Source organism: Nitrospira sp. T9, assembly GCF_052156535.1.
In the GTDB taxonomy this organism is placed as follows: Bacteria; Nitrospirota; Nitrospiria; order Nitrospirales; family UBA8639; genus Nitrospira_E.
The window spans coordinates 136,208-162,041 of sequence record NZ_JBQKUP010000041.1 but is presented as its reverse complement, the minus strand read 5'-3'; the positions used below and the strand labels follow the sequence as shown (position 1 = coordinate 162,041).

The 25,834-nt window shown below is 49.2% G+C and carries 17 protein-coding genes and 1 pseudogene; 10 read left to right on the top strand and 8 right to left on the bottom strand.

The window, feature by feature from the left end:
• The first annotated feature begins 46 nt into the window (after nt 1-46).
• Nucleotides 47-253, top strand: a complete 207-nt coding sequence (locus ACTRXD_RS17580) for a hypothetical protein (protein WP_442433083.1) — start codon at nt 47-49, stop codon at nt 251-253.
• A gap of 16 nt (nt 254-269) precedes the next feature.
• Nucleotides 270-887: a class I SAM-dependent methyltransferase gene (locus tag ACTRXD_RS17575; RefSeq protein WP_442433082.1), complete on the top strand. Its 618-nt coding sequence runs from the start codon at nt 270-272 to the stop codon at nt 885-887.
• Nucleotides 888-994: 107 nt separating this feature from the next.
• Here the strand turns inward: ACTRXD_RS17575 and ACTRXD_RS17570 are convergent, their stop codons facing one another.
• The 4 genes from ACTRXD_RS17570 to ACTRXD_RS17555 all read right to left on the bottom strand — a co-directional run bounded on the left by ACTRXD_RS17570 (nt 995) and on the right by ACTRXD_RS17555 (nt 8,142).
• The gene (locus tag ACTRXD_RS17570) at nt 995-2,056 is read right to left on the bottom strand and encodes an EamA family transporter (protein WP_442433081.1); all 1,062 of its coding nucleotides are present in this window, start codon (nt 2,054-2,056) and stop codon (nt 995-997) included.
• A gap of 36 nt (nt 2,057-2,092) precedes the next feature.
• Nucleotides 2,093-3,355 carry a TolC family protein gene (locus ACTRXD_RS17565; RefSeq protein ID WP_442433080.1) on the bottom strand — a complete coding sequence of 421 codons (1,263 nt, stop codon included), beginning with the start codon at nt 3,353-3,355 and terminating at the stop codon, nt 2,093-2,095.
• Between the two features lie 13 nt (nt 3,356-3,368).
• The gene (locus tag ACTRXD_RS17560) at nt 3,369-6,464 is read right to left on the bottom strand and encodes an efflux RND transporter permease subunit (RefSeq protein WP_442433079.1); all 3,096 of its coding nucleotides are present in this window, start codon (nt 6,462-6,464) and stop codon (nt 3,369-3,371) included.
• A 64-nt stretch (nt 6,465-6,528) separates the two neighbouring features.
• Nucleotides 6,529-8,142, bottom strand: a complete 1,614-nt coding sequence (locus ACTRXD_RS17555; protein WP_442433078.1) for an efflux RND transporter periplasmic adaptor subunit — start codon at nt 8,140-8,142, stop codon at nt 6,529-6,531.
• Between the two features lie 1,307 nt (nt 8,143-9,449).
• On the opposite strand from ACTRXD_RS17555, the gene ACTRXD_RS17550 reads away from it, so the two are divergent.
• Nucleotides 9,450-9,662 (top strand): GDCCVxC domain-containing (seleno)protein, encoded by a 213-nt coding sequence (locus ACTRXD_RS17550; RefSeq protein ID WP_442433077.1) that lies wholly within the window; start codon nt 9,450-9,452, stop codon nt 9,660-9,662.
• Nucleotides 9,663-9,797: 135 nt separating this feature from the next.
• Here ACTRXD_RS17550 and chrA read toward each other — a convergent pair whose 3' ends face one another.
• The 3 genes from chrA to ACTRXD_RS17535 form a co-directional block, all read right to left on the bottom strand.
• Nucleotides 9,798-11,168, bottom strand: coding sequence for a chromate efflux transporter (gene chrA / locus ACTRXD_RS17545; RefSeq protein WP_442433076.1), 1,371 nt, complete (start codon nt 11,166-11,168; stop codon nt 9,798-9,800).
• 271 nt (nt 11,169-11,439) lie between these two features.
• Nucleotides 11,440-12,828, bottom strand: a complete 1,389-nt coding sequence (gene zwf / locus ACTRXD_RS17540) for a glucose-6-phosphate dehydrogenase (RefSeq protein ID WP_442433075.1) — start codon at nt 12,826-12,828, stop codon at nt 11,440-11,442.
• Nucleotides 12,829-12,955: 127 nt separating this feature from the next.
• Nucleotides 12,956-13,330, bottom strand: a complete 375-nt coding sequence (locus ACTRXD_RS17535) for a VOC family protein (RefSeq protein WP_442433074.1) — start codon at nt 13,328-13,330, stop codon at nt 12,956-12,958.
• Nucleotides 13,331-13,745: 415 nt separating this feature from the next.
• On the opposite strand from ACTRXD_RS17535, the gene ACTRXD_RS17530 reads away from it, so the two are divergent.
• Nucleotides 13,746-15,806: an FAD-dependent oxidoreductase gene (locus ACTRXD_RS17530; protein ID WP_442433073.1), complete on the top strand. Its 2,061-nt coding sequence runs from the start codon at nt 13,746-13,748 to the stop codon at nt 15,804-15,806.
• A 1,371-nt stretch (nt 15,807-17,177) separates the two neighbouring features.
• On the top strand, nt 17,178-17,465 hold the full coding sequence (locus tag ACTRXD_RS17525; protein ID WP_442433072.1) for a hypothetical protein: 288 nt from the start codon (nt 17,178-17,180) through the stop codon (nt 17,463-17,465).
• Between the two features lie 549 nt (nt 17,466-18,014).
• Here ACTRXD_RS17525 and ACTRXD_RS17520 read toward each other — a convergent pair.
• Complete coding sequence (locus ACTRXD_RS17520) at nt 18,015-18,203, bottom strand: hypothetical protein (protein WP_442433071.1); 189 nt, start codon at nt 18,201-18,203, stop codon at nt 18,015-18,017.
• A gap of 880 nt (nt 18,204-19,083) precedes the next feature.
• Between ACTRXD_RS17520 and ACTRXD_RS17515 the strand changes: the two genes are divergently transcribed.
• The 5 genes and pseudogenes from ACTRXD_RS17515 to ACTRXD_RS17495 all read left to right on the top strand — a co-directional run bounded on the left by ACTRXD_RS17515 (nt 19,084) and on the right by ACTRXD_RS17495 (nt 25,761).
• Nucleotides 19,084-19,362, top strand: a complete 279-nt coding sequence (locus ACTRXD_RS17515; protein ID WP_442433070.1) for a hypothetical protein — start codon at nt 19,084-19,086, stop codon at nt 19,360-19,362.
• A gap of 856 nt (nt 19,363-20,218) precedes the next feature.
• Entirely contained in the window at nt 20,219-21,964 is a 1,746-nt protein-coding gene (locus ACTRXD_RS17510; protein WP_442433069.1) for an FG-GAP repeat domain-containing protein, read from the top strand.
• 225 nt (nt 21,965-22,189) lie between these two features.
• Nucleotides 22,190-22,393: a hypothetical protein gene (locus ACTRXD_RS17505; RefSeq protein ID WP_442433068.1), complete on the top strand. Its 204-nt coding sequence runs from the start codon at nt 22,190-22,192 to the stop codon at nt 22,391-22,393.
• Nucleotides 22,394-22,409: 16 nt separating this feature from the next.
• Nucleotides 22,410-22,838: pseudogene (locus ACTRXD_RS17500) on the top strand (thermonuclease family protein).
• A 373-nt stretch (nt 22,839-23,211) separates the two neighbouring features.
• A complete protein-coding gene (locus ACTRXD_RS17495; RefSeq protein ID WP_442433067.1) occupies nt 23,212-25,761 on the top strand; it encodes an AAA family ATPase in 2,550 nt (849 codons plus the stop codon).
• Nucleotides 25,762-25,834 lie beyond the last annotated feature (73 nt).

The window sequence follows — 25,834 nt, the reverse complement described above, 5'->3', positions numbered from 1 at the left end:
CAAAGATGATGCATCGGTTTGTGCCATTTCCTGCATAACATGGACAATGCTGAATGCCGCACAACAAGCCACCATTCTGGTGGTTGTTTGTGCAGTAATCCCTTTTACAAAAATGTTTGGATGGGTTGAGCTTCCGATGAATGCAGAGACGACCGCCCTCGATCGAGCCCTGCTATCGGAAATTAAGCGGATCACCCGGACCAGATTGATGGGCGGGCCCTTTCATTCCACGAACCGCATCATTATGTATTAACAATAGCGGGTGACCCATGGACACAAAAACACATTGGGAAGATGTGTACAGGGCCTCGGCCGCAGACGAATTCGGCTGGTATCAGGCTCACCCCACCCTATCATTGAATCTGATTCAGGCCACAGGGGTTCACAAGACCGGAAGCCTCATCGATGTGGGAGGAGGCGATTCGACATTGGTAGACCATCTCCTCGATCAAGATTTCAATCACCTCACCGTACTCGATATTTCCGAAGTTGCGTTGGAGCGGGCCAAAGCCAGATTAGGCGATCGCGCGGATCTCGTGACTTGGATCGAAGCCGATATCACTGATTTTCGTTCATCCAGGACATATGATGTGTGGCACGATCGAGCCGTGTTCCACTTCCTGACGGACGCGGAAGATCGCGAAAAATACTGCGAGAGCATGAACAGGGCTGTAAGTGCGCAGGGTCACGTAATCATTGCAACGTTTGGGTATGAGGCTCCACCAACATGCAGCGGATTACCGGTCGTTCGGTATTCCCCTGAATTTTTGACCTTAGCTATCGGAAGTAACTTTGTCTGTATTGAGTCGTTCGAAGAGCTTCACATGACCCCAGGTGGCCTCAAGCAACCGTTTATCTATTGCCGCTTTACCAGACGGAAGCCCTGATATCTCTGGGTGTAGAGGAGAATTTTGAAATGGCGATTTGAGGGGGGACAAAAGACCCCATCCTGGACCAGCCAACGATATCGAGGCCAAGCCTTGTCGGCTTCCTGCTAGTGCTCGTGTCGATGGTGCAGGTCCGACATATGTCCATGATCATGTTGCAACGGCAGATGACGATGCCAATGGGCGTGAGGCCCGAGGACGTCCTCCTGGTGATCATGTTGATGATGCGAATCGGTGTGGGTGTGGACATGGTCGTGTTCCATACCGGGATGATAGTGGAGATGGCGGTGATGTTCTCGCAGAAGAAATCCGACCCCTATGGCCATGGCGGCACCTGCCAGATACTCCGTAAGCTCCCAATGTTCTCCAAGTATAGGCACGGCAGCCAAGGCCCCGACAAACGGCGCCGTGGCGAAGAACGCGGCTTCCCGGGCTGCCCCGAGAATGCGGAGAGCATAGATGTCCAGCACGACACTGACTCCATAGCCCACAAATCCTACAACCATGATCATGCCGATTGCCGTCATATCGGGAAATTCATAGCCCACCATCCATGACAGTCCAAGGGAAAATCCACCCGCGCTCAACCCCTTGATTCTGGCCACAGCTAGAGGGTTTCGAAGTGAAAGACGTTGGGTGAGATTGTTATCCACAGCCCAGCACAGGCAGGCCCCACTCATGCTGATGACGCCTAACCAATCGCCGGAGACGGTTTCCGGGTCATAACTGAGCATACCGGCACCTGCAAAAATGCATATGGCTGCGCCGAGTTCTCGTGTCCCCAGATGTTCGCGAAAGAGGGTGACGGCCAGGAGGATGGTGAGGGGGGCCTCGAGGTTAAGCAGGAGCGATCCGACCACGGCAGAAATCCGCTGAAGTCCAAAGAGCATGAGTAGGGGGCCCACAATTCCGCCTGTCAGAATGATTCCCAGTAACAGGCCAATATCGGCTCCTTGAATGGGAGTTTCGGACCGTGAATTCGAGGGCCTCGTCGAGGTCAGAACGATTTCAAAGAGACCAAGCCCGAGCCCCGCTCCCACATACAACAGTCCGGCCACCGGGAGCAGGTCATACCCGGGCAGGATCAGTTTAATAAGCGGCGGCGTCAGTCCGAAGAGCAAGGCGGCGCTCAATCCGTAGAAGGCGCCCAGATGTTTTTTAGGAAACATGGTTTACTACTCTTGTTTTCATTGGACTACTACCAGCTAGATTTCTCCACCAATCGACCGCTCAAGTTGGGTGAGAGCAATGGAAAGGTCGTATTGAGCTTGCGCATACCCTAGTATGGTCTGCCAGAAAATACGTTGCGCGTCCAGAACTTCAAGAAGACTAGCCTGGCCATATTGAAAACTGACTTGGGCAATTCGTACGGCTTCTTTAGCTTGTTTGAGCAAACCATTTTTATAATTGTGGATTTGTGCAGCGGCAGCCTGCGATTGATAAAAACTCCCGGCGACGTCTTTCATCGTATCCTGCTTCCACTTCAAAAGATCAGCTTCGATTTCGTGTTGTGTACTTAACGCGTCGGCAATTTCGCCGTCGCGCTGGTACCAAAGCGGAAGTGGAACAGTTAACCCTCCCAGAAAAGCTTCCCGTCCGGCATCTCGCTGATAGGAGCCGCTAAGGGTGACATTTGGTACCACAGCTTCCTTTTCTTCAATAAGACTGTGCTGGGCCTGTTTGAGGAGTTTCTGAAATTTCTCTCGTGTGGGATGCTGGTTTAATGCTTGGGTGGTAAGGACTTGTAAATCCAAATTCTCAGGCCAGGCCTTAAAACGCCCATGAATACTAAATTGCAATCCCAATGTCCCTGCAGTAAGGGAATCAAGTGCCGCCTTTGCGGCATGGACAGCACCCTGCGCACCCGTAATTTCCTTTTGGACCTTTAACAGCTCCACGTTAATCTTCACTTCCTCGAACGGCGGGGCGTCTCCGGCCTTCACACGACTTCTCACCCCTTGCTGTAATTCCTTTACAACTTTTAAATTCTGAATGGCCAGCTCAGCCCGCTTCTCCGCCAGAAAGAGGTCATAAAACGCCAGCCTCGCAGCCGCTTTTAAATGAATCTGTGTTTCTTCAAATGCTTTTTTGGCACCTCCAAGCCCTTCCAACGCAGCCTGCTTCCGGGCCTCACGCTTGGGTCGCCATTCCAGTGGCTGACTGAGAGTCACATACCGTTCAATCGTGGTGATGGAATCTGCAGAATCACGAAATTCTGAATAACCGGATTGAACATTCAGTCTCGGGTTTGGATATGCCCCAGCGATGACCTGTTGGCTTTGCTTCTTTTCAATAAAGGCTTCCCCTTTTTTCACGAGGGGGTTGTGGCGTAAGGTAAGTTGAATGATTTCTTCAAGCGTATAGGCATGGAGAACCTGTTTTGTATCCTGGGCGTGAGATACACCGCTCAAACACGCCCCAAGCAATGCTACCGCGCACAATAACGTTAACAGTCGATGACCCATCATGAATGTCTCCTCCTTAGCGAGTCTCTAGAAAATCCATACTATGCCTTACAGTTTCTTTGATGCCGTAACGAACAAAAAGAACGGGAAGAAGATACAAGTTTAAAAATGTCGCAGAGAGAAGCCCTCCAAGAATGACAATAGCCAAGGGGCTTTGGATTTCACTGCCCGGCTGTCCTTGTCCAAGAGCTAAGGGAATAAGCGCAAACACCGTCACCAAGGCCGTCATTAAAATTGGCGTCAATCGATCAAGGGAGCCTTCCCTCACCACCTGATGGAGCGGCATGCCCTGAGCCAGCAGGGCCTGGTATCGAGCGATTAATAAAATGCCATTGCGAATGGCAATGCCAAAAAGGGTAATAAACCCCACGAGTGACGCCACGCTGAGGACGCCATCGGTCAAGGCTATAGCTACCACCCCTCCAACGAGGGCCAATGGAAGATTAACAAGAATCAAGAGGGCAAGTCGGAAGGAAGAAAAGGCTTGATACAGTAAAACGATCATCCCTACTAACACTACAAGGCTGATGAGAAGAATGCGCCGCGTAGCCTCTTGCTGGCTTTCAAACTGTCCGCCATAGGTGATGTAATAACCGGGCGGAAATTGGATTTGAGAAGTAATTCGATGCTGGATTTCCTCTACCACGCTTCCGAGGTCCCGTTCCGCCACGTTACACGCCACAACCATTTTGCGCTGAACATTTTCCCTGCTAATCTTGTTGGGGCCATAATCATCATAGATCGTGGCCAACAGACTGAGCGGGACGCGATTACCCCCTGGCGTATCAATCAGTGTTGAGGCCAGGACACTAGGGTTTTTTCGATATTCGTCGGCATATCGTACAATTAAATCGACCGCACGCTGTCCCTCCAGGACTTGAGTGACGGCCCGTCCCTTCAATGCCGTCTGAAGGGTCTCGTTGGCTTCCCCCACGCTTAAGCCGTGAGAGGCGAGGGCACTTCGATTAAAGGCGACGGTCAGCAACGGGATATCGGTTTGCTGATCTATGGCAAGATCCACCACTCCTGGAATGGGTTTCATCACCTGTTCAACTTGTTTCGCCAATTGGCGCAAGGTGTACAGGTCGGGGCCAAACAGTTTCACCGCAATGGCACTTCGGGTTCCAGACAACATGTGATCGATACGATGAGAGATCGGCTGTCCGATATTGACCGTGATACCTGGAATCATGCGAAACGACTCGCGCACCGCCTCGAGAAACGCCTCCTTACTCCTCCCTTGCATCCGCAGCATGACATCGAGTTCGCTGGAATTCACCCCTTCGGCATGCTCATCAAGTTCGGCCCGCCCGGTTCGCCTAGCGGTTGAGACGACTTCCGGATGTGACAATAAGGTTTCTTCCACCAAACGAGCGATGCGATCCGATTCAAATAACGAGGTCCCAGGCAGCGTGACAATATTGACGGTCAGCGTGCCTTCATTAAACGGAGGAAGAAACGTCCGTCCAAGCCACGGCACAATGGCCAAAGCCAGAAGGAGGAGAAGAGCGGCCAGCCCTAGCATAAGGTTGGGATGTCCCAATACCGCAGTCAGGCTTTTTTGATAATAGTGAAGGAGCTTGTTGACCACCCACCCTTCTTTCTGTTGCTGGTCCGGTTGTAAGAACAAGGTGCTCAAGACCGGTGTGACGGTTACGGCGACGAGAAGCGACGCAAATACCGCCAGAAGATAGGCATAACCCAGAGGCCAGAGTAATCGACCCTCCACCCCTCCGAGGAAGAAAAGGGGGAGCATCACTAACATGATGATGAAGGTAGCAAACATAATGGAAGGAGTGACCTCAGCGCAGGCTCCTTGAACCACCATCACCAGCGATTGCCGGTCTTCTGGAGCTTTGTCTTGTTCCTGCTTTAACCTTCGAACAATATTGTCAACAAAAACAATGGCATCGTCGGCTAACAACCCTACGGCAATCGTCAGTCCTCCCAGAGTCATGGTATTGATGGTCACCCCTGCAAGCTTGAGTCCCAGGAGAGCTACCGCTAACGAGAGAGGAATGGCCAGGACTGAAATAAAGGTGGCCCGGATATTCAACAAAAAGATGAAGAGAACAATGACGACCAACAGCGCGCCATCTCGAAGCGCACTCACCACGTTCTGAATAGCGCCTTGGATGAAATCCGATTGTCGAAACAGAGATCGGTCCAGGGTAAATCCCACAGGTAAACGCGGCTCGATCTCATCGAGGACCCGATCGATGTGGTGAGTCAGTGTCAGCGTATTGGCTTCAGGCTGTTTCAAAATGGCCATGACCACGGCCGGTTCACCATTCACCGAGCCTTCACCGCGCGTTAAGGCATTGCCAATCCTCACATCGGCCACGTGCCCGATGAGAATAGGCTGGTCCTGTTGAAAGTCCACAACGGTCTGTCTGATATCATCCAGCGAGTGAATGCGACCGATGCCGCGCACGAGATGTTCCTGGCCGGATGACAGAAGGAACCCACCCGTCGCATTCGAATTGGATTGTGTCAGCGCACGAGCGATCGTCGATAACGAGAGATAGGCGTCCTGAAGGCGTTGCGGGGAAACCAGTACCTGATATTGTTTAACATTCCCTCCAATCGGAATCACCTGTGCGACGCCGGGAATAACCAACAGCCGTCGTCGAATCTCCCAATCGGCGAGAGTTCGGGCTTGTCGGAAATCGGGACCCCGGACCCCCAGAAACAAAATCTCTCCCATAATGGAAGAAATTGGCGCGAGAACGGGTGTTCGAACTTCAGGAGGGAGACGGTCTCCCACAAGTTGCAGTTTCTCGCTGATAATTTGTCGGGCCCGATACACATCCGTACCCCAATCAAATTCGATCCAGACAATGGAAAAGCCAATCGAGGACACGGAGCGCACGCGGCGCACACCCGTCGCGCCGTTCATGACGGTTTCGATAGGCAGGGTCACCAGAGTTTCCACTTCCTCCGGCGCCAGGGAGGCGGCCTCAGTCAGTATCGTGACGGTGGGCGCAGTCAGATTGGGGAACACGTCTACAGGCATGCTCCGGGCGAGGATGACTCCCGTCACAAGCGTGACCACAGACAAAAACAATACCAACAGTCTGTTTTGTAATGACCAGTCAATAAGTGAACTCATGTCCTATGTCCATTGATGCTTTCGGGTACACACACCATGAATTGTTCCAAATCCCCTTAACAGGTCAATGTGCATGGGTAGGAATTTCCCCAGACGCTGCCGCCAGTCTGATCGCATACGCCCCCTTAGAGACCACACGTTCAGCAGCTTCTATGCCCTCTAGAATCTGTACCATTTCTTCTCCTTTACGACTGGTCGTAGAGCTCGTGGTGATGAATCGTTTTTCGAACGTTTCCCCACCGGTTTGGACAAACGCCACCTTTTTCCCGGTTTCTTGCAGCACCGCGGTTGACGGAATGATAACGCTGTTAGACTTTTCTCCTGTTTCAATAAACACGTCTGCATGCATGCCCACCTTCAGGCGGTGAGTGGGGTTTTCGACTTCAAAAATTACGGGGAGCGTTTTGGTTGCTGTGTCTATCACATTGCCAATGGCCACCAAGCGGCTATTGACCTGGTCAGATAGGATCAACTCTGTCATGCCTTGAGGCCGAAAGGAGGCTCTGGCGTGATGGGAAATTTTTGAAACATCGGAACCGTAGACCCGAGCCTCGACCCACACGTGATCCATATTGATAAGCGTGAACAATTCTTCTCCTGCCTCGACCCTGGATCCCAGCGTCAGGTCGGCCTTGAGGATAATCCCTTGAATCGGGGCTCGGAGAAGATAATCCTGAGTCTCATCGCGAGTGTCGGCGCGACCAACTTGTTGAGCAAGCGTTAAGGATGCCAGACGTTTTTGAACTTCCGCGTGCTTATTTTTGGCGAGAAGAAAGGTGGTATTCGCTTGCTCGACTTGTTTTTTGGCGAGCACCTTCTCCTTAAATAAGCGTTCTGCACGATGAAGCTCCCGTTGGGCTTGCGCTTGTTGTAACACGGCTTGTGAGACAGCAGATTCCAGTTCGGCCCGGCTCGCTGTTGACAATCCCGGAGTAATCGCCACTAATATCTCTCCTTTTTCTACCTCCTGACCTATGATGGGAATGCGGGCAGTTGCCGACAATACGACCAGGCCAGTGGCCGGTGCCGTGACCACAACCTTTTGCCCCATTTTTGGGGTAATGACTCCCCGAGCCCTGATTGTGGAAGTCAGGATCTGATTGCTTGCCGTCTGCGTGGCAAATTCAACTTTCCATTGCTGTTCTTTTAAAAAAGTGACCTCCTCTTGAAGGTCAAGCGATTCTGGCGCTGCGGTCTGACGTTCGACTTCGTTCACGCTGGGAAAGACCTCGACGTTGGCAATATGGAAGGTTTCGTTGAGGGCATCGCTCTTGAGTGACAGTTCCATCTCATAGGTTCCAGGCTCCGACAGGGTGACGGAAGGGGTGAAGATGCCTGGCCGGAGGGGGGCCGAGGCCAAGAAGCTTAAGGCTGGTTGCCCTTTTGTTGTCATTCGAACTTCCACGGTGCCGGCGATGACAGGTCGAAAATTTCGAAGGTCCGTCAGATGCGCAACGAAGATAGAGGGGTGCCCCGCCACAAATGGCGGATACTCTAGGAAAAGCTCGGCCTGGTCAGACCACAAGGTCATTGAAATAGGATCTGGTTCCGTTGGAGTTTCCTCTGGAGCTATTGAACCGGTGATGGTATCCAGATGAAATCCTCCTCCGAGAATGGCCGTCACACCCACGGCAAGGAAAATTAGGAAACCCAAAGCCCAAAAAAACATTCGTTTCATGGTCTGCCTTCCTTCAGATTCTACGCGCGGTCAACTTTTGATAAAGAAGACTCGAGGGTCCCAACAACATTCTCAGCTTCGATAAGCTGTATGGTTACAACCTTATGAGGCAGAAAAAGTGCTGCAGCTAATCCACACGTGCGCTAGCCATTAAAAAGCAAGCACTTACGTATTAAAGTTGTTGAGAATGGAAACGTATTACAAAGAGAAAAGAGGCGGAGCTCTACCTGAATGGATGGGAAGAAGAAGGTTTGCGGAAGAGGGACCAGAGGTGAATCTGCTCAGCGGACTCCCGCGAACAGGTGACATTGGCTCCCATAAACTTTGATGTAGACCCGGCGACAGTGGGTCATTGGGCGAGGCATCAAGTATGGGCAAGTTGGTGAAAAGGTTGGTGCTCGAACCTGAGGTCAGCGTGATGAGGGAAACATGCTCAAGAAATGGCCCTGGGTCCTGTCTCTGGTGCTCATCAGATTCTGTATTGGGAAAGTGAGTAGAATTCTCAGCCAGATGAACATGCCGAACCAGCCCTGACTGTTCAAAATCCTGGGATCCATAGCCAGCTTCTGCCAGTTGGACTCGATGGTCATGAAGAAAAGGGAGACTAAAAATCCCAAATAAAATAAGGGAAATCCATACTTTCATACGACCATCATCCTTGATCTTCCCAAAATGTACCTCTCCAGCTTTTGAACCCAAGCAACACCCTTCACGCTATCATGTGACCTATGCCGGGTCAATATTTATGAAAAGATGTCGGGCAGTTTAAGGAATGCCTCGGTAGAAAAGCATTCCATGCAGTGATTCTCCGGGTTTCGCCTAACTCCAATTGTCTGATGATAGGTGTTTCTTCCCTTTGTCATTTGAAACGAAGGCCAACCCCAACAATACCTTAGGAAGGCGTGGGGTCCTTTTGTCACGTAACACGAGCCGATAGACGCGAATTTCGGCTTTCAGTTTTTGTCCAAGGGTCTTTAAAGTCTTGACTATCATGGGAACGATTGCGACAGAGTGATCAAGAAGCTCAGGGAACGCGTATTTTCTTGCCTGTCTTTCACTGTGTGATTCGTTGCTGTTCTGCAAACAGCGATTCAATAATAGGACAGTCCGGAACCAAGCCTCCTTCGCATTGGGAGGAAATCGAGACACCTTCTTGCATCTGTAGTTGCTACAGGTTGTACCATGAGAATCAGGAAGGAGGAAGCTTGTCTTATCAAGTATGAAAATTTTCATGAATTCGACTAACTCTGTGGAATGAAGAATGGGATGGTACGAACCGTCATGCAGAAAAAATTGGAGATTTGCCAATGGGAGTAGGCACACAACGACAATCCGTCATACGCTGTCCGCAATGCGATTATCAAAAGACCGAAACCATGTCACTTGATTCCTGCCAAGTGAGGTATGCGTGCCGGAAGTGCGGGACGATTCTCAAACCCAAGGCAGGAGATTGTTGCGTCTTTTGTTCCTATGGAACGGTGTGTTGCCCGCCTCAGCAGACAAAGCATTTGGACACGTAAACCCACGCCTTAAAACGATCACTCAGGAGGTTGTGTATGACAAATATGAAATTTGGACTGGGACTGTGCATCGTCTTCTTGAACCTTTATTAAAGGAAGTTGACGAATGGACAGGATGAGATATTGGGAGGACGTCTACAGTCCCAGGATGAAGGTTTTCAGGATCAGCCCGATCAACGCGCAGGCGATGATGACCTCGATGACATTCCGCCGGTAGCGGAAGAGGGCCACTGCGGCGGCCAGCGCGATCAATGCCGAAACCCAGTCGAAGACGCCGGCGAAACCTTGCGGCCAGAGAGCGTGGTAGCCGAAGAACAGCGCCAGATTGAGGATGACTCCGACGACGGCGGCCGTGATGGCGGTGAGCGGTGCCGTGAACTTGATGTCGCCGTGGGTTGATTCGACCAGGGGTCCTCCCGCCAAAATGAACAGGAATGAGGGAAGAAAGGTGAACCACGTCACCAGTGTGGCAGCCACCGCCCCGGCGAGGAACATGGACTCGGGACCGAAGAGGGCTTTCATGTACCCGCCAACGAACCCGACAAAGGCTACGACCATGATGAGCGGCCCCGGAGTGGTTTCACCGAGCGCCAAACCGTCGATCATTTGTGTGGGCGTGAGCCAACCGTAATGTCCGACCGCGCCCTGGTAGACGTAGGGCAATACGGCGTAGGCCCCGCCGAAAGTTACCATGGCCGCTTTGGTGAAGAACCAGCCCATTTGTGTCAGCGTGTGCTGCCAGCCAAAAATGGCCATCAGCAACGCCATCGGGACAGCCCACAGGAAACTTCCGACGACGGCCACCTTGAGCAATTTCGTCCAACGAAAGGAAGCATGCTCGGGTGTCGGAGTGTGGTCATCGACAAGTGTCGGGCCAAGCGACATGTCGACTTTAGTGTGACTGCCACCTGCCCTGAACGTGTCAGGTGCGGTCCGACCGCCGAAGTATCCGATAAGGGCAGCAACGACAATGATCGCGGGAAACGGCACATTGAGTGCAAAGATTGCCACAAAGGAAGCGGCGGCAATGACCCACAGCACGTTGTTCTTGAGCGCCCGGGAACCGATCCTCTGAGCGGCTTGCCCCACAATGGCCGTCACGGCGGGCTTGATACCGTAAAACAGACCCGCGACCAGCGGCATGTCACCAAACGCGATATAGATCCACGACAAGGCGATCAGAATCAGAAGTGACGGCAGGACGAATAGCGCACCGGCCACGATTCCGCCCCATGTTCGATGCATCAGCCACCCGATATAGGTGGCCAGTTGCTGGGCTTCCGGGCCTGGTAAGACCATGCAATAGTTCAGCGCGTGGAGGAACCGCCGCTCGGAAATCCAGCGCCTGCGCTCGACCAGTTCCTGATGCATGATAGCAATCTGCCCGGCAGGCCCGCCAAAGCTGATGAACCCGAGTTTGAGCCAGAAGGCCACGGCCTGCCGGAAGCTCACCGGCAATGGTGGGGATGCGGTACGTGCGACGGGAGGTCCTTCAGGCTTATTCATCGGATGGGGAATACGTGTTCGGCGGCCACGGGCAGGCCGTCTACAATGGCGCAAGTCTTTGCCACAAAGGGAATGTGGTGCGTGCCAGGGGAAGGTTTACCATATTCGTATTTGCGGCACCCATTTGTCAGATTTCCATGATTCGAATTCTAGCAAAACCTCTATGGCCCTGCGAACAAATTGCGATAGGCGTCCGGAAGATTTCCTGAATCAACTGTCCATTTCCATGCGATCAACCCACTCATCACGGATTACAATAAGGAATATCAGTTCATTCCTCCTCCGTCGGGTTATGCCATCCACCAATATTTGCCACGGCCGCCTGAGCTTCATTAGGACCCCAGGTCCCCGGCGCATATTCAAAAATGGGAGTGGGCATCTTCACAATCGGGTCCACAATGCGCCAAGCCTCCTCGACGCCGTCTTCCCTCGCAAACAAGGACGTGTCCCCTTCCATGGCATCGCTCAGGAGGCGTTCATACGCCCCCTGTTCATCCCCTTTTTGGCGACACACATACAGCTCGATATCCTCACCGGTCATTTCTTCACCGGGTTGCTTCGCCTGGGCTCCCAACGCAATCGCCACTCGATCAGGACCCAGCCGGAAACGGACATGATTCGGTGATTCCGACCGTGAGCTGTCAAAGAGCTGCTGCGGCGGTTGTTTCAGCCTAACCAACACTTCCGTTGCGGTCACCGGCAGGCATTTCCCTGTGCGAATAAAAAAGGGCACCCCTTCCCAACGCCACGAATCGATGTGAATCTGCATCGAAGCAAAGGTTTCGGTCTTTGAGTCCGGCCTCACCCCGGCCTCCTCGCGATAGCCTCGAAACTGTCCGCGCACCAACGATGTTCCGGTGAGGGGCCGAATGCCCTTGAATGCCTTAACCCGTTCATCGCGGACAGCTTCTCCCCCCGCGCTGACCGGTGGCTCCATAGCCAGGTTGGCAACGACCTGCAGCAGGTGATTCTGGACGACATCACGGATCGCACCGGTTGCCTCATAAAACTTTCCCCGGCCCTCAACCCCGAACTTTTCGGCCATCGTGATCTGCACACTTTCCACGTAATTACGATTCCAGATGGGTTCAAGAAATGAATTGGCAAATCGAAAAAAGAGAAGATTGCGAATGGATTCCTTTCCGAGATAATGATCGATACGGAAAATAGCCGACTCCTCAAAGAGGCCACGCAAAGTATGATTGAGATCTTGAGCGGAAGCCAGATCATGTCCGAATGGTTTTTCCACGACGACTCGGCCGCCAGAGGCACAACCTGACTTTCCTAAACTTTCCACCACAGCGGGAAACAGAGTCGGAGGAATGGCCAAATAAAAGAGGGGGCGTTTCGCGGTGTCCAGGACCTGACGGAGGCGAGTGAGTGTGCTTTCCTCCTGATAATCCCCATCAACATTCCTGAGCAAATGAGAAAGCTTTGCAAAGGCCGACTCATCGACCCCACCGCCGAATTTCTCCAGACTGTCCCGGACTCGCTCCCGGAGATATTCCACATCCTTGCCACCTCGGGCGACACCGATAATCGGCACGTCGATCTTCCCATCTTGAATCATGGCTTGAAGCGCCGGGAAAATCTTTTTATACGCGAGATCGCCTGTGGCTCCGAACAGCACAAGCGCATCTGAACGAGCATTCTCCATCATGTTCTCCCGGAACGATTCATGAAAATGATTCAATGGGCATGCGTAGACAGCGGTTTATCTCACACATTCTGCTGCACACCTGTATTGGCGATGTATACACCTGGTGTTCACGATGTCAAGCACCCCTCTATCCCACCGTTAGGAGTTCAAGGATGTGCCCATTCGGGTCACAAAAGTACACGCCCCGTCCTCCACCCCGATGGTTGATGGTCATATCCTCCCGCGCAGTCGGCCCGCTCCCATAGGGAATGTCTTCAGCCTGAATACGACTAAAGATTCGGTCGAAATCATGTTCACCGATCTTGAATGCATAGTGATGGCTATCGAATTTGTCGTCATAATCATCATCGAAGTCAAACGTGAGCGTCTCATTGATCCGCAGCGGCGCGAAATAGCCGACTTCTCCTTCATTAAACACAAGACCGAAAAATTTTGCATAAAATTTTGCCGAGGCTACTTTGTCATGCGCCGGGACGATGGTGTGATTAAGTTCAATCGACATGGCACTCCTCCTTAACGTCGCGATGGTCGTGAATCGCCTGATTTAGCAGGAGCAAAACGGAAAGACAAGGAGCCGCGCTAAAGACGATGTCTGGTCTCTCACACTTTACACTCACTTGTCCGTGTCTCATAAATACGGTCATCATTAGGAAAATCTAGCGGTTTCGGCGAAGGCCGGGCAAGCGGAAATCGAATCCCCTTCGGGAACGGTTAAACGGGTGATGGTGACCAGGGTCCTACACCCCAAAGCTAGGGAATCTCCTAGTTCTCTTAAAGGAGAATTGAGTGTAAAAGCATGATACACTCGGGAGTATTTTGGTCGAAATACAGCAAGCAATCAATGATAAGGATGCTGATGCTCATCATACGGCTGTAATTCTTACTTCTGATCGAAGAGAACAAAGACCATAAGCGGTATGAACACGAAATGGGAAGTCGTCATTCTGGGGGGAGGATTTGCCGGCCTGGCCTGCGCCAAGCGGTTCGAGAAACTCTGGGGTCCGGAAACCGTCAAGCGGGTCCTTCTGATCAGCGCTGAAAATTATTTTGTGTATCAACCGTTTCTTTCCGAGGTGATCGGCGCGGGAATCGAGCCACGCCACGTCATGAACCCTATCCGTTTAGCCTTGCGCCATTGCATGGTCCAACGGGCTGAAGTGGCAAAACTTGACCTACAACGCCGGCGTGTCCATTTCAGCGCGGATGAGGGAGTGAGGCTTAAACCGGTCGAAGCCGATCATCTGATCCTCGCGTTGGGCAGCACGACCAATCTGCGGGCGGTGCCCGGCATGATGGAGCACGGCTTATTCTTAAAGACGCTGGCCGATGCCCTGGGCATACGGGAACATATCATCAAACGGCTCGAAGAGGCGGACCTCGAATCAGATCCTGATCTCAGACGAGCTCTCCTGCACTTCGTGGTGGTGGGCGGAGGATACAGCGGAGTCGAAACGGCCGGTGAAATTCTCGACCTGCTGCATGACGCCAGGCGATTTTACCCCTCGTTTGATCCATCCGAGTTGCGCGTCACCCTTGTCCATTCCGGACCGTATTTGCTCCCGGAACTGGGAGAGGATTTGGGGAGTTTCGCACAGCAGTCTCTCGAATCGCGAGGCATGACGATCATGTTGAACCGGCGGGCCTCCTCGGTGAGTGCTTCCTATATTCGTCTGAGCGATGGTACCCGGCTCGATTCTCTTAATCCAATTTGTACGATTGGCAATGCTCCGAATCCGGTACTCGCTGATCTCGCCGCGGAATATGATAAAGGATGGCTGGTCACTGACGAATATTTACGCCTCAAAGGCTACACCCATGTCTGGGGCATCGGAGATGGCGCGTCCAACCCCGACGGATACGGACATCAGGCCCCGCCGACCGCTCAATTCGCCATACAACTCGGCCGGCATGCGTCGGAAAACATCGCTTCCTCAATTTCAGGGCACAGCCTCCGTCCGTTCCGATATAAAATGATGGGGCAGATGGCGACCATCGGCCACCATAAGGGCGTCTGCTCGATTTTCGGGTTCCGGTTCAGCGGATTTTTGGCATGGTGGTTGACCCGGACCATTCATTTGCTGAAATTGCCGGGACTCGACCGCAAACTGCGGGTCATGATGGACTGGACCTTTGAACTTTTTTTCCCGCCCGACCTCAATTATCTAGATCTGAAAAAAACTCAAAAAATCGCGCGCATGCATGTGGAGCCCGGAGATGTGATATTTCGCCAGGGGGAACACGGCTCCGCCTTCTATGTTGTGGAAGAAGGATCACTGGAAGCCGTCAGGCGTAATGAGGAGAGTGATGTCTTATGGCGTGACGAGTTGATTCCGGGGGATCATTTCGGCGAGGGATCCTTTCTCTATGGTGTCGTCCGGCAGGTGACCATTACCGCCAAGACCCCCGCCACGCTCATGGTGTTTAATTCGAAGGAGTTTAAGTCGTTTGTAAGTAGTTTCCAAAGTCTCAGTCAGATACTCCGCTACACCGCTCAACGGGGACCTCAGGAGGAAGTGTTGGGAGAGTCACGATGGTCGGCAGATTTGCTCTCATCTCCGGTCGAATCCGTGATGAAAACACCCGCGCCGTGCCTTCCTTCCTCCGCCTCTATCAATGATGCCATCATCGCATTTGGAAAATGTGCGCATACCCTGCTCTGCATCATGGACGGTGAAAGAAAGCTTCTGAGCATCGTGACCAAAACGGATGTCTATCGGGCCATGACGCATGATCAGGATTTTCGCGAACCCATACACGCAATTGCGAAACGCGAGGTGGCCACGGTTCATAAGGGACAGGCCATCCGCGAAGCCTTAGGGGTGCTCTACATGAAAGATGTAAAACAGGCCCCGGTGCTGGATGATCAATCCAGGCCGGTCGGGATATTGAGTCACATGGACATTGCCGAGGCGAGAATCCACCTCGAGCATCCGGCATCAGATAGACGGCATGCTTCCTCTGTAGACACACCTGAATAGCGAGGATTCTTCAATTAACAATTGACAAAATGAAGCCGATTCCTCTTGGAGACTCATTATATGAAAATCCAAAATTTCTTGAAGCCCTGCGTCCTACTCGAAACGATCGGCTGCTCCCAGACAATAGGAAATTCGTGACTAACTCGCAAAAAAATTCTGCAAAGATCTCGGAGTGCCTTCCATAACATAATCCTTTTGCGCCCTACTCCAGGTTCGCCCGGCTAAGGTCCTACCTTCCGCGACAAATCAAACCAATGACTCTCAAGCAACGGATTGTAGGCGCGACCGCCACCTTACCTACTAATTAAATTAGTGCCTTAAGTCCTCCGCGCCAGAACCCCATTCAGGGTAAACTCCTTCAACTCGTTTCTCGAATTTTCGCTGGACTCTTTTCTTCTTTTATCCTACTGTAACCGAATACGATATTCCGCTGTATAGCGAGAGTAAAGACGGGGTTGAGGAATGCTAAGCCATTGAGGAGTTCAGTGATGCAATTTGTTAGGCGTCATCGTAGAGCTTTCAGTTAACCGTCCGCATACGTTCCAAAGCAGACATTCAGTAAGGTACTCTAAACAGGTCCCACAACAGATTTCGCCCACTCAACTGAAGACCTAAGCGATTAGAAACACTGGTCATTTTAGGTGGTGGCCCACTGATTCCGTATCAGCTTCTCTGCCCCCTATCCATCTCTACCCACTACCGTTTTCAATTTCCCATTCTATTGTTCCGATACTCTTAATGAATTGGACCTACTGGATAAATTGAAACGATCTACCCACATTTTGTTAGTGGTTATATTTTTTCTCCTAACATCTATCAGTTGCTCTAATAAGGGCCTTTCCGTCGATAACATCTCATGGAAGTGCCAAAGGGAGAATTCTCTCCGTATATGTAATGTGAAGTTCACTCTTGAGAATGCCAATCACTTTCCCATTGCGGCGACAGTAGTGATTCGTGCCCACCAATGGGAAAATCAGAGCTACAGCGGTCCTATCATTTCGCTCATTCCTGAAAAAAAATTGTCGATTGTGATTGAGCCTGATGAAATCAGGGAGTTTCAGGAAACGTTCGAAGATGCGAGACGAGTAAGGAAATTTATTGTCACAACATATGATGAAAAAAAAATTTAAACACCCACCTGGTCAAATTTTCAAGAAGCACCGCTGCCTAATACCCATTCTATAATCCAACCGTACGCCAATCACGTTCCAAAACAGGTTTTACTCAACCAAGCACCGATGCAAAGCTTTCACCGAGAAGGAGTTTTCTCCTGCCGGCCCACTGACGGTTGATCAGCTGCTCTTGGTAGAGGCTTCCATAACTTGAGCTATAGATGATAAGAAGAGTCCGAGGAATGATAGTCCCGAAAGTGTGAATGCCTGCTTTGGACCCAAAGCGGAAATATTAACCTGTGTGTCGTTACCCGACGGATGTCTCACAAAAAAGGACAAATTCTCAGAGGAAGCGAAAAAAGAAGCAGAAAATATTATCCGTGCTTGTGTGCTGGTCCTCTGCGATCATGACTACCATCCAGCAGAAATCAAAGATTTACTGACTGAGCTAGGAAGAAATTACGGTTGCTGGCTCGAAATCATTGAGCGCGTTCTTGATGAAGGACTTCAAAAACTATCAAATGAATATGATTTTAAATTCACCTGATCTAACAAAACTCCAGGAAAAGGGTTAGTCTAGATCTCTACAAAAAATCACCACGGGGTCAGGTTTCCAATAGTGGTTTTTTAAAAGTACCCCCTGGCATCTTTATTAGTAAAAAAATATAAAAATCTGGGGGCTTCCAATCTGTAGTAATTGACCCTCCCCCGATAGAACCACCCTGCCATCAGACCCTCCTCGTAGGATGAACTTCCGCATGTCGAACACAAAAGTCTGAAAATTGAATCCTCAACACGGTTTTTGGTACTTTGCCGCCTAATCAAAAAAGCCTTTTAAAATTCCTATTCCCCACTGGGTTAGCGCAAACCGACTATAGTTAGTATCAAACAAGAATATTGGAGGGACTCATTATGGAAGAAATTCTGGCTAGCAGCGGTCCGATTCTAGCCTTGATAGGATTGGTTATTTTGGCTGTCTTGGTAATCGAGTGGATCTTCTTGCCATTCGCGATCTTTGGCACTAAAGAAAAGTTGAACCAATTGATTGCATTGACGAAGCAGACAAACGATGAGTTACGAACGTTGCGCACCGAGATCAAACTTTTGAAGCGCAATTAGCGGTCAACAACCACATCGTCGCGGCCAGATAATCCGGAACCAGTCCAGCAGCCCACAACAACTCCCACACCTGATCTGCTAATTCCTTGTTGGCGAGTAGTGCTACGATTGGGAGTCGTTGCTTGATTTCATACTTACCCCCATATTCTAAAGCGAAGTGCACCACGGTATCTTTATTCCACAGGTAGTGTGTATGGACAAGATTTACAGACATTCAGACTTGAAAGAACGAACTTTAATCTCGCAATGGCACCACCCATCTTGTGATGACCCCGCTAGAATTCCTGCAACGCTTAGCCACCCTCGTTCCTATTACCAAAAATATATATAAATCTGTAGGGCTTCTAAGCTGGGGTGATTGATCTACCCTCTATAACCATTCTATAGAGGGAAAAAATGAGGAATGTCTATTAAGACATATCCGGACCTGAATGCAGTGGACTTCGTGAGATTCAAGATACCGAATGGGCTATCGGTTGCACAAAGCCTGTCCGGCAGAAAAAGTCAGGCCCGGATGAAGCTCAGTTGTAATTAAATTGGGATTGTCCGCTTCTGGCCGTTAGCGACCCTTTGCTGTCATTCTCATTAGTTGATTCAGTTTCAGAGAATTCTTGTCTCAGCTATTGATCAGTATTTCAGGGAATCAGCCGATGGGGAGCCATGTATTGGAAGGGGTACAGTTGGAGTGTGTTGTGCCCAATTGCCGTTGTGTGGGTGATCTGTCTTGATTATTCACCGACCACTACCTTCACGTGGCTGGCTGGACTCGATATTGTACTGTGGATCTTTGGGCTTTTCGGCCTATTTAGATTTGCCTATGGAATGCCGCTTTCTCCCTCGGCATTCTGGAAAGGCATCTTTTGGATATTTATGGTTCGGCAGGCGATTGTAATGTGGGTGTGTACCATCCCTGATGTTTGGAACACGTGGAATACAGGGGTATTCCTAGTAGCAGAAATTATGTTTATTTTGATATGGCTTCCTATGTACCTGGCACTGTACCGGATGGGCTACGCGAATGAGTCCAATCAAAGTGAAGCATTTCAGTGAGTCCGATGGTCAATAATCCGAAGAATAATAGTGTGGAATGTGTGGAGCCGCTCGGATTGAGGAAGCGCGGCATTAACATCCCATTGTTAGTCTTCAGTCTCCTTATGATTGGGTCTGGTATTTATGCCGTGAACATCGAAGAGTTGACGCTTTACTCCTGGACACCCTATGACGCCCAATGGTGGACGATTGCCAATCCTTATAAAGACATATTGGGATGGGTCTTGTCCTTAGTAGGTGGCTATTTTTGCTATCGTTCAGTCTATACAAATTAACTGAGAGTAGTGGGGCAATTTGTCCACCGATTCCACCGAAGGCATTCTGTGCGATGAGATTAAAAAATTACGTACGCAGCTCGAAAGTGCGAAGTGAATATCAACATGCTCACCATGAAAGTGAGTAGCCGTAAAGCGGAGTTAGCCGTCTGCTCAACATTTTCGGGACTTCCGCTTTTGGCCGAATCCGAACACAATGTTCTACACAAAATGTTCCCTGACCTCAAATGTTAAAGAAAAATGTGACGGGATATTCTATCAGCTCCGGTCCCTCTCTTCTTCTCCAGCCCCCTCCTGTTCCCATGTTCCTCAACCCTCCGGTTTGTGAACACTCCCCGCCATGAAGAGCCCCGTTGCATTCAGGCTCTGGGATAAGAAAGAAATTTTTATTGAAAGCCGACATTCGTCCAGTGGATATAAATATCCACAGGCTTCCATCATGCCTTCCTTGCCCCCTTCACTGCTCTTCACTTGACTCAGGTGCAAGAGGGGATAGAGTAATAACATCTGACAAGCACAACTAAACCTACTGCTCCTAACATTGAGAAAAACCCGCCTTTCTTTCCAAAACTTCACCCACCAAATTCTGTGGGGGGCCGCTGTCTTTTTTATTCTTCCTTCCATTAGTCATGCTGCTCTGCTTACATTTACCTATCACGGAGTTATTACAACCTCTTCCGCATATCATGGAGCTAACCAGGAAGTTTTCGATGCCTTTTTAGGAAAACCTGTCCAATTTAGCGTTACGTTTGAATCCGACCCTCTTTTAAATCCAGATACAGATCCGAGGAGCACCCGAGGGAGTTATTACCTGCAATCTTTTACTGCAACCCTAATGGGAAACAGTTGGACAGCTATGCGCGGAAGCATTTTTGTCCATAATAATCATCAGGAGTTTAACGAGAACCCATTGGATTATTTTGTCGGTGAGGCCCCTGATTGTTCCACCAGGAGCGAGGCATGTTCTAGACGATTTATCTCTGGGCCAGAAATTGATGGACTGCCACTCGCTATGGTAGGTTTTGGTTTTGGCGATAGCACCTTAACGGCCTTGTCCAGCGATGCCTTGCCCTTAACGCCTCCAGACCCGGCACATTTTACCGTCCCATCTGAGACTGGACCCAACAGCTTTTTTCACCTAGTTTTTTTCGATGAAACCAGTAGCACTACGGCTCCATTTCCAACAGGCCAAATTGTTGCAGAGTCTAATATCAAAATGGGCCCATCTCCTCCTGATTTCTTCGAATATGAGGTATGGATGCAGGCACAAACCAGCCTGAATCCCGGTTCTTTTGCAATTGAAGGAAAAATTGTAAACACCGGCACTCTCCCTTTAAGGCTTCCACCCCAAGGTGTCTCAGTCGGGAACTGGCCGGTCGATCCCGGATTTGTGGTGACCTGTGATATTGGCTGCCTTTTAGATCATTTAGAAAATGAGGCCATTCTTGAGCCAGGGGAATCCTTTACCTTCAATTGGCTTACGGGCACCATTACCAAAAATATGAGTGGGTTTGCAGGAATTTTTTTTGAAGGGTTTCTCTGCCTTTTACCAGTCGACTTTGGGTGGGACTGTCATGGCACCGGAGATGTTACCCATCTATTAAGTCAGAGCCAGTGGGTGGCAGACCCAGCTAATTTCAGGCTCCCATTCAGCAAAAAGGTCTATAACCTGGGCACCCTCGGCTCGAGTATAAATTTTCCATATAAGGCCACGACACCTGATTTGAATGATGATGGCAAAGCGGACCTCCTTTGGCGTAATACCTCGTCAGGAACCGTTGCAGGGTGGTTAATGAATGGGACCACTATCAGTGAACAAAAATTTCTAGGAGGCATTCCTACTGAATGGAGGATGGAAGCGCTTGGGGATGTAGATGGAGACGGACAAACCGATGTCATCTGGAAAAATGTCCGATCTCACATCGTGGCGGTGTGGATGATGAACGGCCTCTCCATTAGGGCCGTGAATTTTTTGGGTGGGGTGTTGCCGGAATGGGATATTGCCGGAATGGGTGATCTAAGTGGGGATAAGAAAGCCGATTTGGTGTGGCGCAATGTGCAAACGGGGCAAGTAGCGGTGTGGTTAATGAATGGAGAAAAAATTGCTTTTTCCGCCTTTCTGATTGACGTTTCGTTAGATTGGAAGATTGCAGCCATTGGAGATGTGGACGGAGATTCCAAGTCCGATTTGATATGGCATAACTCTACCAAAGAATCGGTGGCCATTTGGTTCATGAATGGGTTTACCGTGAAGTCGGTTGAGTTTCCTGGGCGGACCTCTCAGGCATCCGAACAGCAAATAAAAGGCGTGAAGGATATGAATGGAGATGGCAAGGCCGATATTATTTGGCAAGATGGGGTCAGCCAAAACGTGGCCATCTGGTTGATGAATGGTTCCTCAATTCTCTCCACTGTAAATCTTGGTGGGGTCCCCTCCGAATGGAAGATGGTCCAACTATCCGATTTGAATGGGGATGGGAACGCGGATATTGTCTGGCAACATACGCGAGGTACAGTGGCGGTTTGGCTGTTGAATGGAACCAGGATCGAATCGGTAGGATTCCCTGGTGATGTTACTCCGAATTGGAAGATTCAGCCTTAATCCCTGACAGTTTCTCTCCTCCCAAGGGATAGGCTCCGGTAACCGGAACTGATTGACTAGGAGATAACGGGACCCTCCCGTTGTTGACGTATTCCTTACCTGCGGAGAAGGCTGGGGACATCCCTGGCCTTTTTTCGTTTCTACAGATTTTCTCTCCACATTTTTTTATTTCCTTTATTCACAAAATCTAATATGGTTCACGTAAACGTCCACTCGGAGAGAGACGTGGGTAATCTTCTCGCAATTATTTTTAAAGGAATAGGAATCTTTGTGGGAATCGTCTTGCTCTTTCTAGGTGGATGGATTGGCGTGGAAAATTGGCAAGCACCAGGGACCATCAATCTCCCCATGATGGTATTTTCCGTAGCGGCCATATTGGTGGGTTCACTCTTTCTGTGGTTAGCTTTCAGGAAGCAGGAAAATACCTAATTCCATCCTCGGTTGTTTGGTCCTTATCTGGTTTGCCACTACGACATTCGCCGCTTATTTCCAAGCCAAAGTTATTCACATTGCCGATGGCGATACCATTACCGTATTAAAGGAAAATATACGGCAAGTCAGAATCCGCCTCAATGAGATTGATTATCCGGAGAAGAATTTAGCCTATGCGAAGAAGGCCAAAGAATTTCCGAAAGCTTTAGCCCAGGGAGAAAGAGTTTCGATCAACAACCACGGCCAAGACAAATATGGCCGCACGATCGGAGATGTGATCTAAGAGGATGGCCGGAACCTCAATCAGGAATTGGTGAAGCATGGCTGGTGTTGGTGGTACAGGAAATATGCGCCAGGGGATTTGGTGCTGATGAAAATGGAAGCCGATGCGAAGGAGGCGAAATTAGGATTATGGAAAGACCACGATCCCATTCCTCCGTAGGAATTTCGGCATGGTGGGGGTCAGGCGACGCGGGACCTTGAGCCCTCTCCTGCTCCTTTGGCTTCAGACTATGCTATCCGAGGGAATAAGCGTAGCAGGAAATATCATTGCCCCGATTGTCCAAACGATAAAGACATTGCTACGCAAAATCGGATGGCATTTGAGTCGGTGCAAGCCGCAGTGAATGCTGGGGTCGAGGCGGGGAATTGTCCACACTAAACTAAACGCACCGCATTTCCAGTTTACATTGTTGAGCAAATTTCATAGGGTGAGGGATTAAGCGGCACCATAGGCTTTGCGACACGTGAAGGTCTGCTTTCGACCCAAAGCGGACATTTTAGCGATTAATTACCCACTTGTGATTGAGAGATAAATGGACGGAATTGTACGCATAAAAAAAATTGATAATTTGGGGATTTTCTCAGATTTTTCATGGCCAACTGAACCGTCAGACCTGAAGTTTGACCGAATCAATTTGCTTTACGGCTATAACGGCAGCGGAAAAACTACACTTTCCAATGTAATAGGCCTGTTTTCTTATGAACTTGAAGAGCTGGAGCAAAAACGTATTGCGCAGGACATGGCCTCTGATCCAATGAAAGATGTAGAGATTGAAATTGAATGCGAAAGCAAGGTAGCGAAGTTCCCCAAAGACAGGCAAAAGCTTTATGTTTTTAATTCTGCCTTCGTGGCTGAGCATGTTTATGACGGCAGGCAAGCAAAAGTAAAATCTTTCAAAAGCGGTGTGCTCACAAAAGAGCAGTTTTCCAATCAGGCTTTAAAAACTATTGCCAGTGATATAGATGCGGAAAATAAACGGAAAAGCATTATTGAGGGTTATCAAGAAGCTTTGGTTGCCCTAGGGGTAGATATTAAAAATGCTCTCTCTAAAACATGGAACGAGAAAATTTATAGCAACCGAATGCCTCAAGGTCTGGACTTGTATAACTGTCCAGATCAAGTGCCAGATGAAAGTGAAGAAGATCTTCAAAAAGCATTGGAAGAGCAGTTTTCAAAATTCAAGATTTCCAAAGATCAAGAAACGCTTGAAAAAGATATTGTTTTTCTCAATCAAATTTCAGGGTTTGATTTAGAGTTTCCGGATACCCTGAAAGAGACAATTCAGAAATCCATATCAAAAGCGGCACGGGAAAAGGTTCAGCAGAAAATTGAAACCTATAAAGACCGCGCCCTCAAACATACTTCCACACAAAACTGGTTTGAGGATGGTTCAAGCCTTCTAAAGCATAACAAAGACAAGAGCACTTGTCCTTTATGCGATAGCGCTCTTCCCAATATTGGAGAACTTATTGAGTCCTATGACGCCTTTTTTAATGACGAACTGGCCGCGCTAAAGATGGAAATCGCAGTCATAATTCGATCCATTGATAATGCATTGGAGGAGACGAAAAGAAACCAACTTGATATCGCCAAATTGCAAACGATCCTTGTGCGATTTGGCTATCAGGATATTCCTTCCGATGCAGAAAAAGACGCATTTCAGCGCTTGCACTCTCAAACGGGGGGAAATTTTTTGCAGGCGGGAAAAGAATTATTTGAAACCAAAAGGGATGCTATTGATTTTACGCCCTCAGAAGAAGACCTGAATAAAATTGTCGAGATGCTAAGTGTTTTTAGGCAACTCAAACTGGATGCTGCTACTCTTCTATCGTTCAAAGAGTCTGTTCTGGAAAAGTTAACCAATTCCCGTTTTGATGCAAACACCGCCAGAGAAATCTGCGCCAAATTGTTTTGGAAGAGATTTGATTTGCAGGCTAAAGAAAAGGTTATTAGATGGCGGAAAGAGGGCGGGCTTCGAGAAGAATGTCAAGTGCTCGTCATAGGGGAGCATACCGGCGGGATAGCACATTATCATTTCCTTAAAAACCTTTTGCAAACAGTCATGCAAGTGATTGCTGAAAAGGAAGAGCAGAAAACTGCCGAGCTATCCAAACTCAAAAAGGAGTCAGAATATGTTAATGCGTTCCTAGCGCGTCTATGTGTTACAAACTTTACAATCAATAAAGATGACGAGGGAGAACTTACGATATATTACACAGGCGTGTCGCCTAGAAAGGGAATTCAGTATTCCTTGAGCGAAGGAGAAAAAACAACTCTCGCTTTTGCTTATTTCTTAAGCAAATATCAATATGAGGTTATCGACAACGAAAGCGAAAATCAAGAAGATTATATGATTGTCGTGGATGATCCCGTTTCAAGCCTTGATGAAAACAGGCTCCTTTCGACGGCTCTTGTTATCCAGGATTTCCTTTTGCCGAAAGCAAAATCGACCGGAGAAGATGGGAACAAAGTTATGAGCTGGAGTGGTACAAAACAGGCATTCGTTTTTAGCCATAATATTATATTCTTGAAATTTATGAGCAATATTATTAATTCCGATCAAAACAAAGGCAAAGCAGATTTTTATCTTGGAAAAGGCAAAATTTCATTCCTGCCAAATGTCCTAAAAAATTATCAAACATCTTATTTCTACAAGTTAGATAAAATAAAGGCGTTCGTGGATGGGGATATAGATTATGAGAGCGCAAAAGATTATCTGCCGAATTACATCCGTGTGACTTTAGAAGCATTTATATCTTTCAAATTTGCGCGTCTGCGAGGAAGAGACAAACATAAGCCAGCTATGCTGGATGATCTTATCAGGAAACTCGATGGCTATAGTTTTAAGTCTTTCGCCCCTGCCGGAGAAGTTGTTTGTAAGGACACTTTGAAGTTGGTACTTCATCAGATCAAAAACAAGGTTAATCCAGAAAACCACGGAACGGTACAAGATATAACGCACATAGAATATCTGCCAGAGTCGGAGCTTAAGATAATTGCTGAGCAAACCTTGAATGTCATTCAATTTTTGGATCAAATCCATTTTGAGGCGGCAGAAGAATTACAGAAACTGGCAACTTGATGTTCTAACCGTTATTAATAGCTGAATATCTGTTTATGGCCGGAATCGACCCATTGCGGTCATTCCAAGCCGT

Bases quoted from the DNA above. Each gene is read 5' to 3' on its own strand.
- ACTRXD_RS17580 (WP_442433083.1), top strand. From the start codon at position 47: ATGCTGAATGCCGCACAACAAGCCACCATTCTGGTGGTTGTTTGTGCA.
- ACTRXD_RS17575 (WP_442433082.1), top strand. From the start codon at position 270: ATGGACACAAAAACACATTGGGAAGATGTGTACAGGGCCTCGGCCGCA.
- ACTRXD_RS17570 (WP_442433081.1), bottom strand. From the start codon at position 2,056: ATGTTTCCTAAAAAACATCTGGGCGCCTTCTACGGATTGAGCGCCGCC.
- ACTRXD_RS17565 (WP_442433080.1), bottom strand. From the start codon at position 3,355: ATGATGGGTCATCGACTGTTAACGTTATTGTGCGCGGTAGCATTGCTT.
- ACTRXD_RS17560 (WP_442433079.1), bottom strand. From the start codon at position 6,464: ATGAGTTCACTTATTGACTGGTCATTACAAAACAGACTGTTGGTATTG.
- ACTRXD_RS17555 (WP_442433078.1), bottom strand. From the start codon at position 8,142: ATGAAACGAATGTTTTTTTGGGCTTTGGGTTTCCTAATTTTCCTTGCC.
- ACTRXD_RS17550 (WP_442433077.1), top strand. From the start codon at position 9,450: ATGGGAGTAGGCACACAACGACAATCCGTCATACGCTGTCCGCAATGC.
- chrA (WP_442433076.1), bottom strand. From the start codon at position 11,168: ATGAATAAGCCTGAAGGACCTCCCGTCGCACGTACCGCATCCCCACCA.
- zwf (WP_442433075.1), bottom strand. From the start codon at position 12,828: ATGATGGAGAATGCTCGTTCAGATGCGCTTGTGCTGTTCGGAGCCACA.
- ACTRXD_RS17535 (WP_442433074.1), bottom strand. From the start codon at position 13,330: ATGTCGATTGAACTTAATCACACCATCGTCCCGGCGCATGACAAAGTA.
- ACTRXD_RS17530 (WP_442433073.1), top strand. From the start codon at position 13,746: ATGAACACGAAATGGGAAGTCGTCATTCTGGGGGGAGGATTTGCCGGC.
- ACTRXD_RS17510 (WP_442433069.1), top strand. From the start codon at position 20,219: ATGCGCGGAAGCATTTTTGTCCATAATAATCATCAGGAGTTTAACGAG.
- ACTRXD_RS17495 (WP_442433067.1), top strand. From the start codon at position 23,212: ATGGACGGAATTGTACGCATAAAAAAAATTGATAATTTGGGGATTTTC.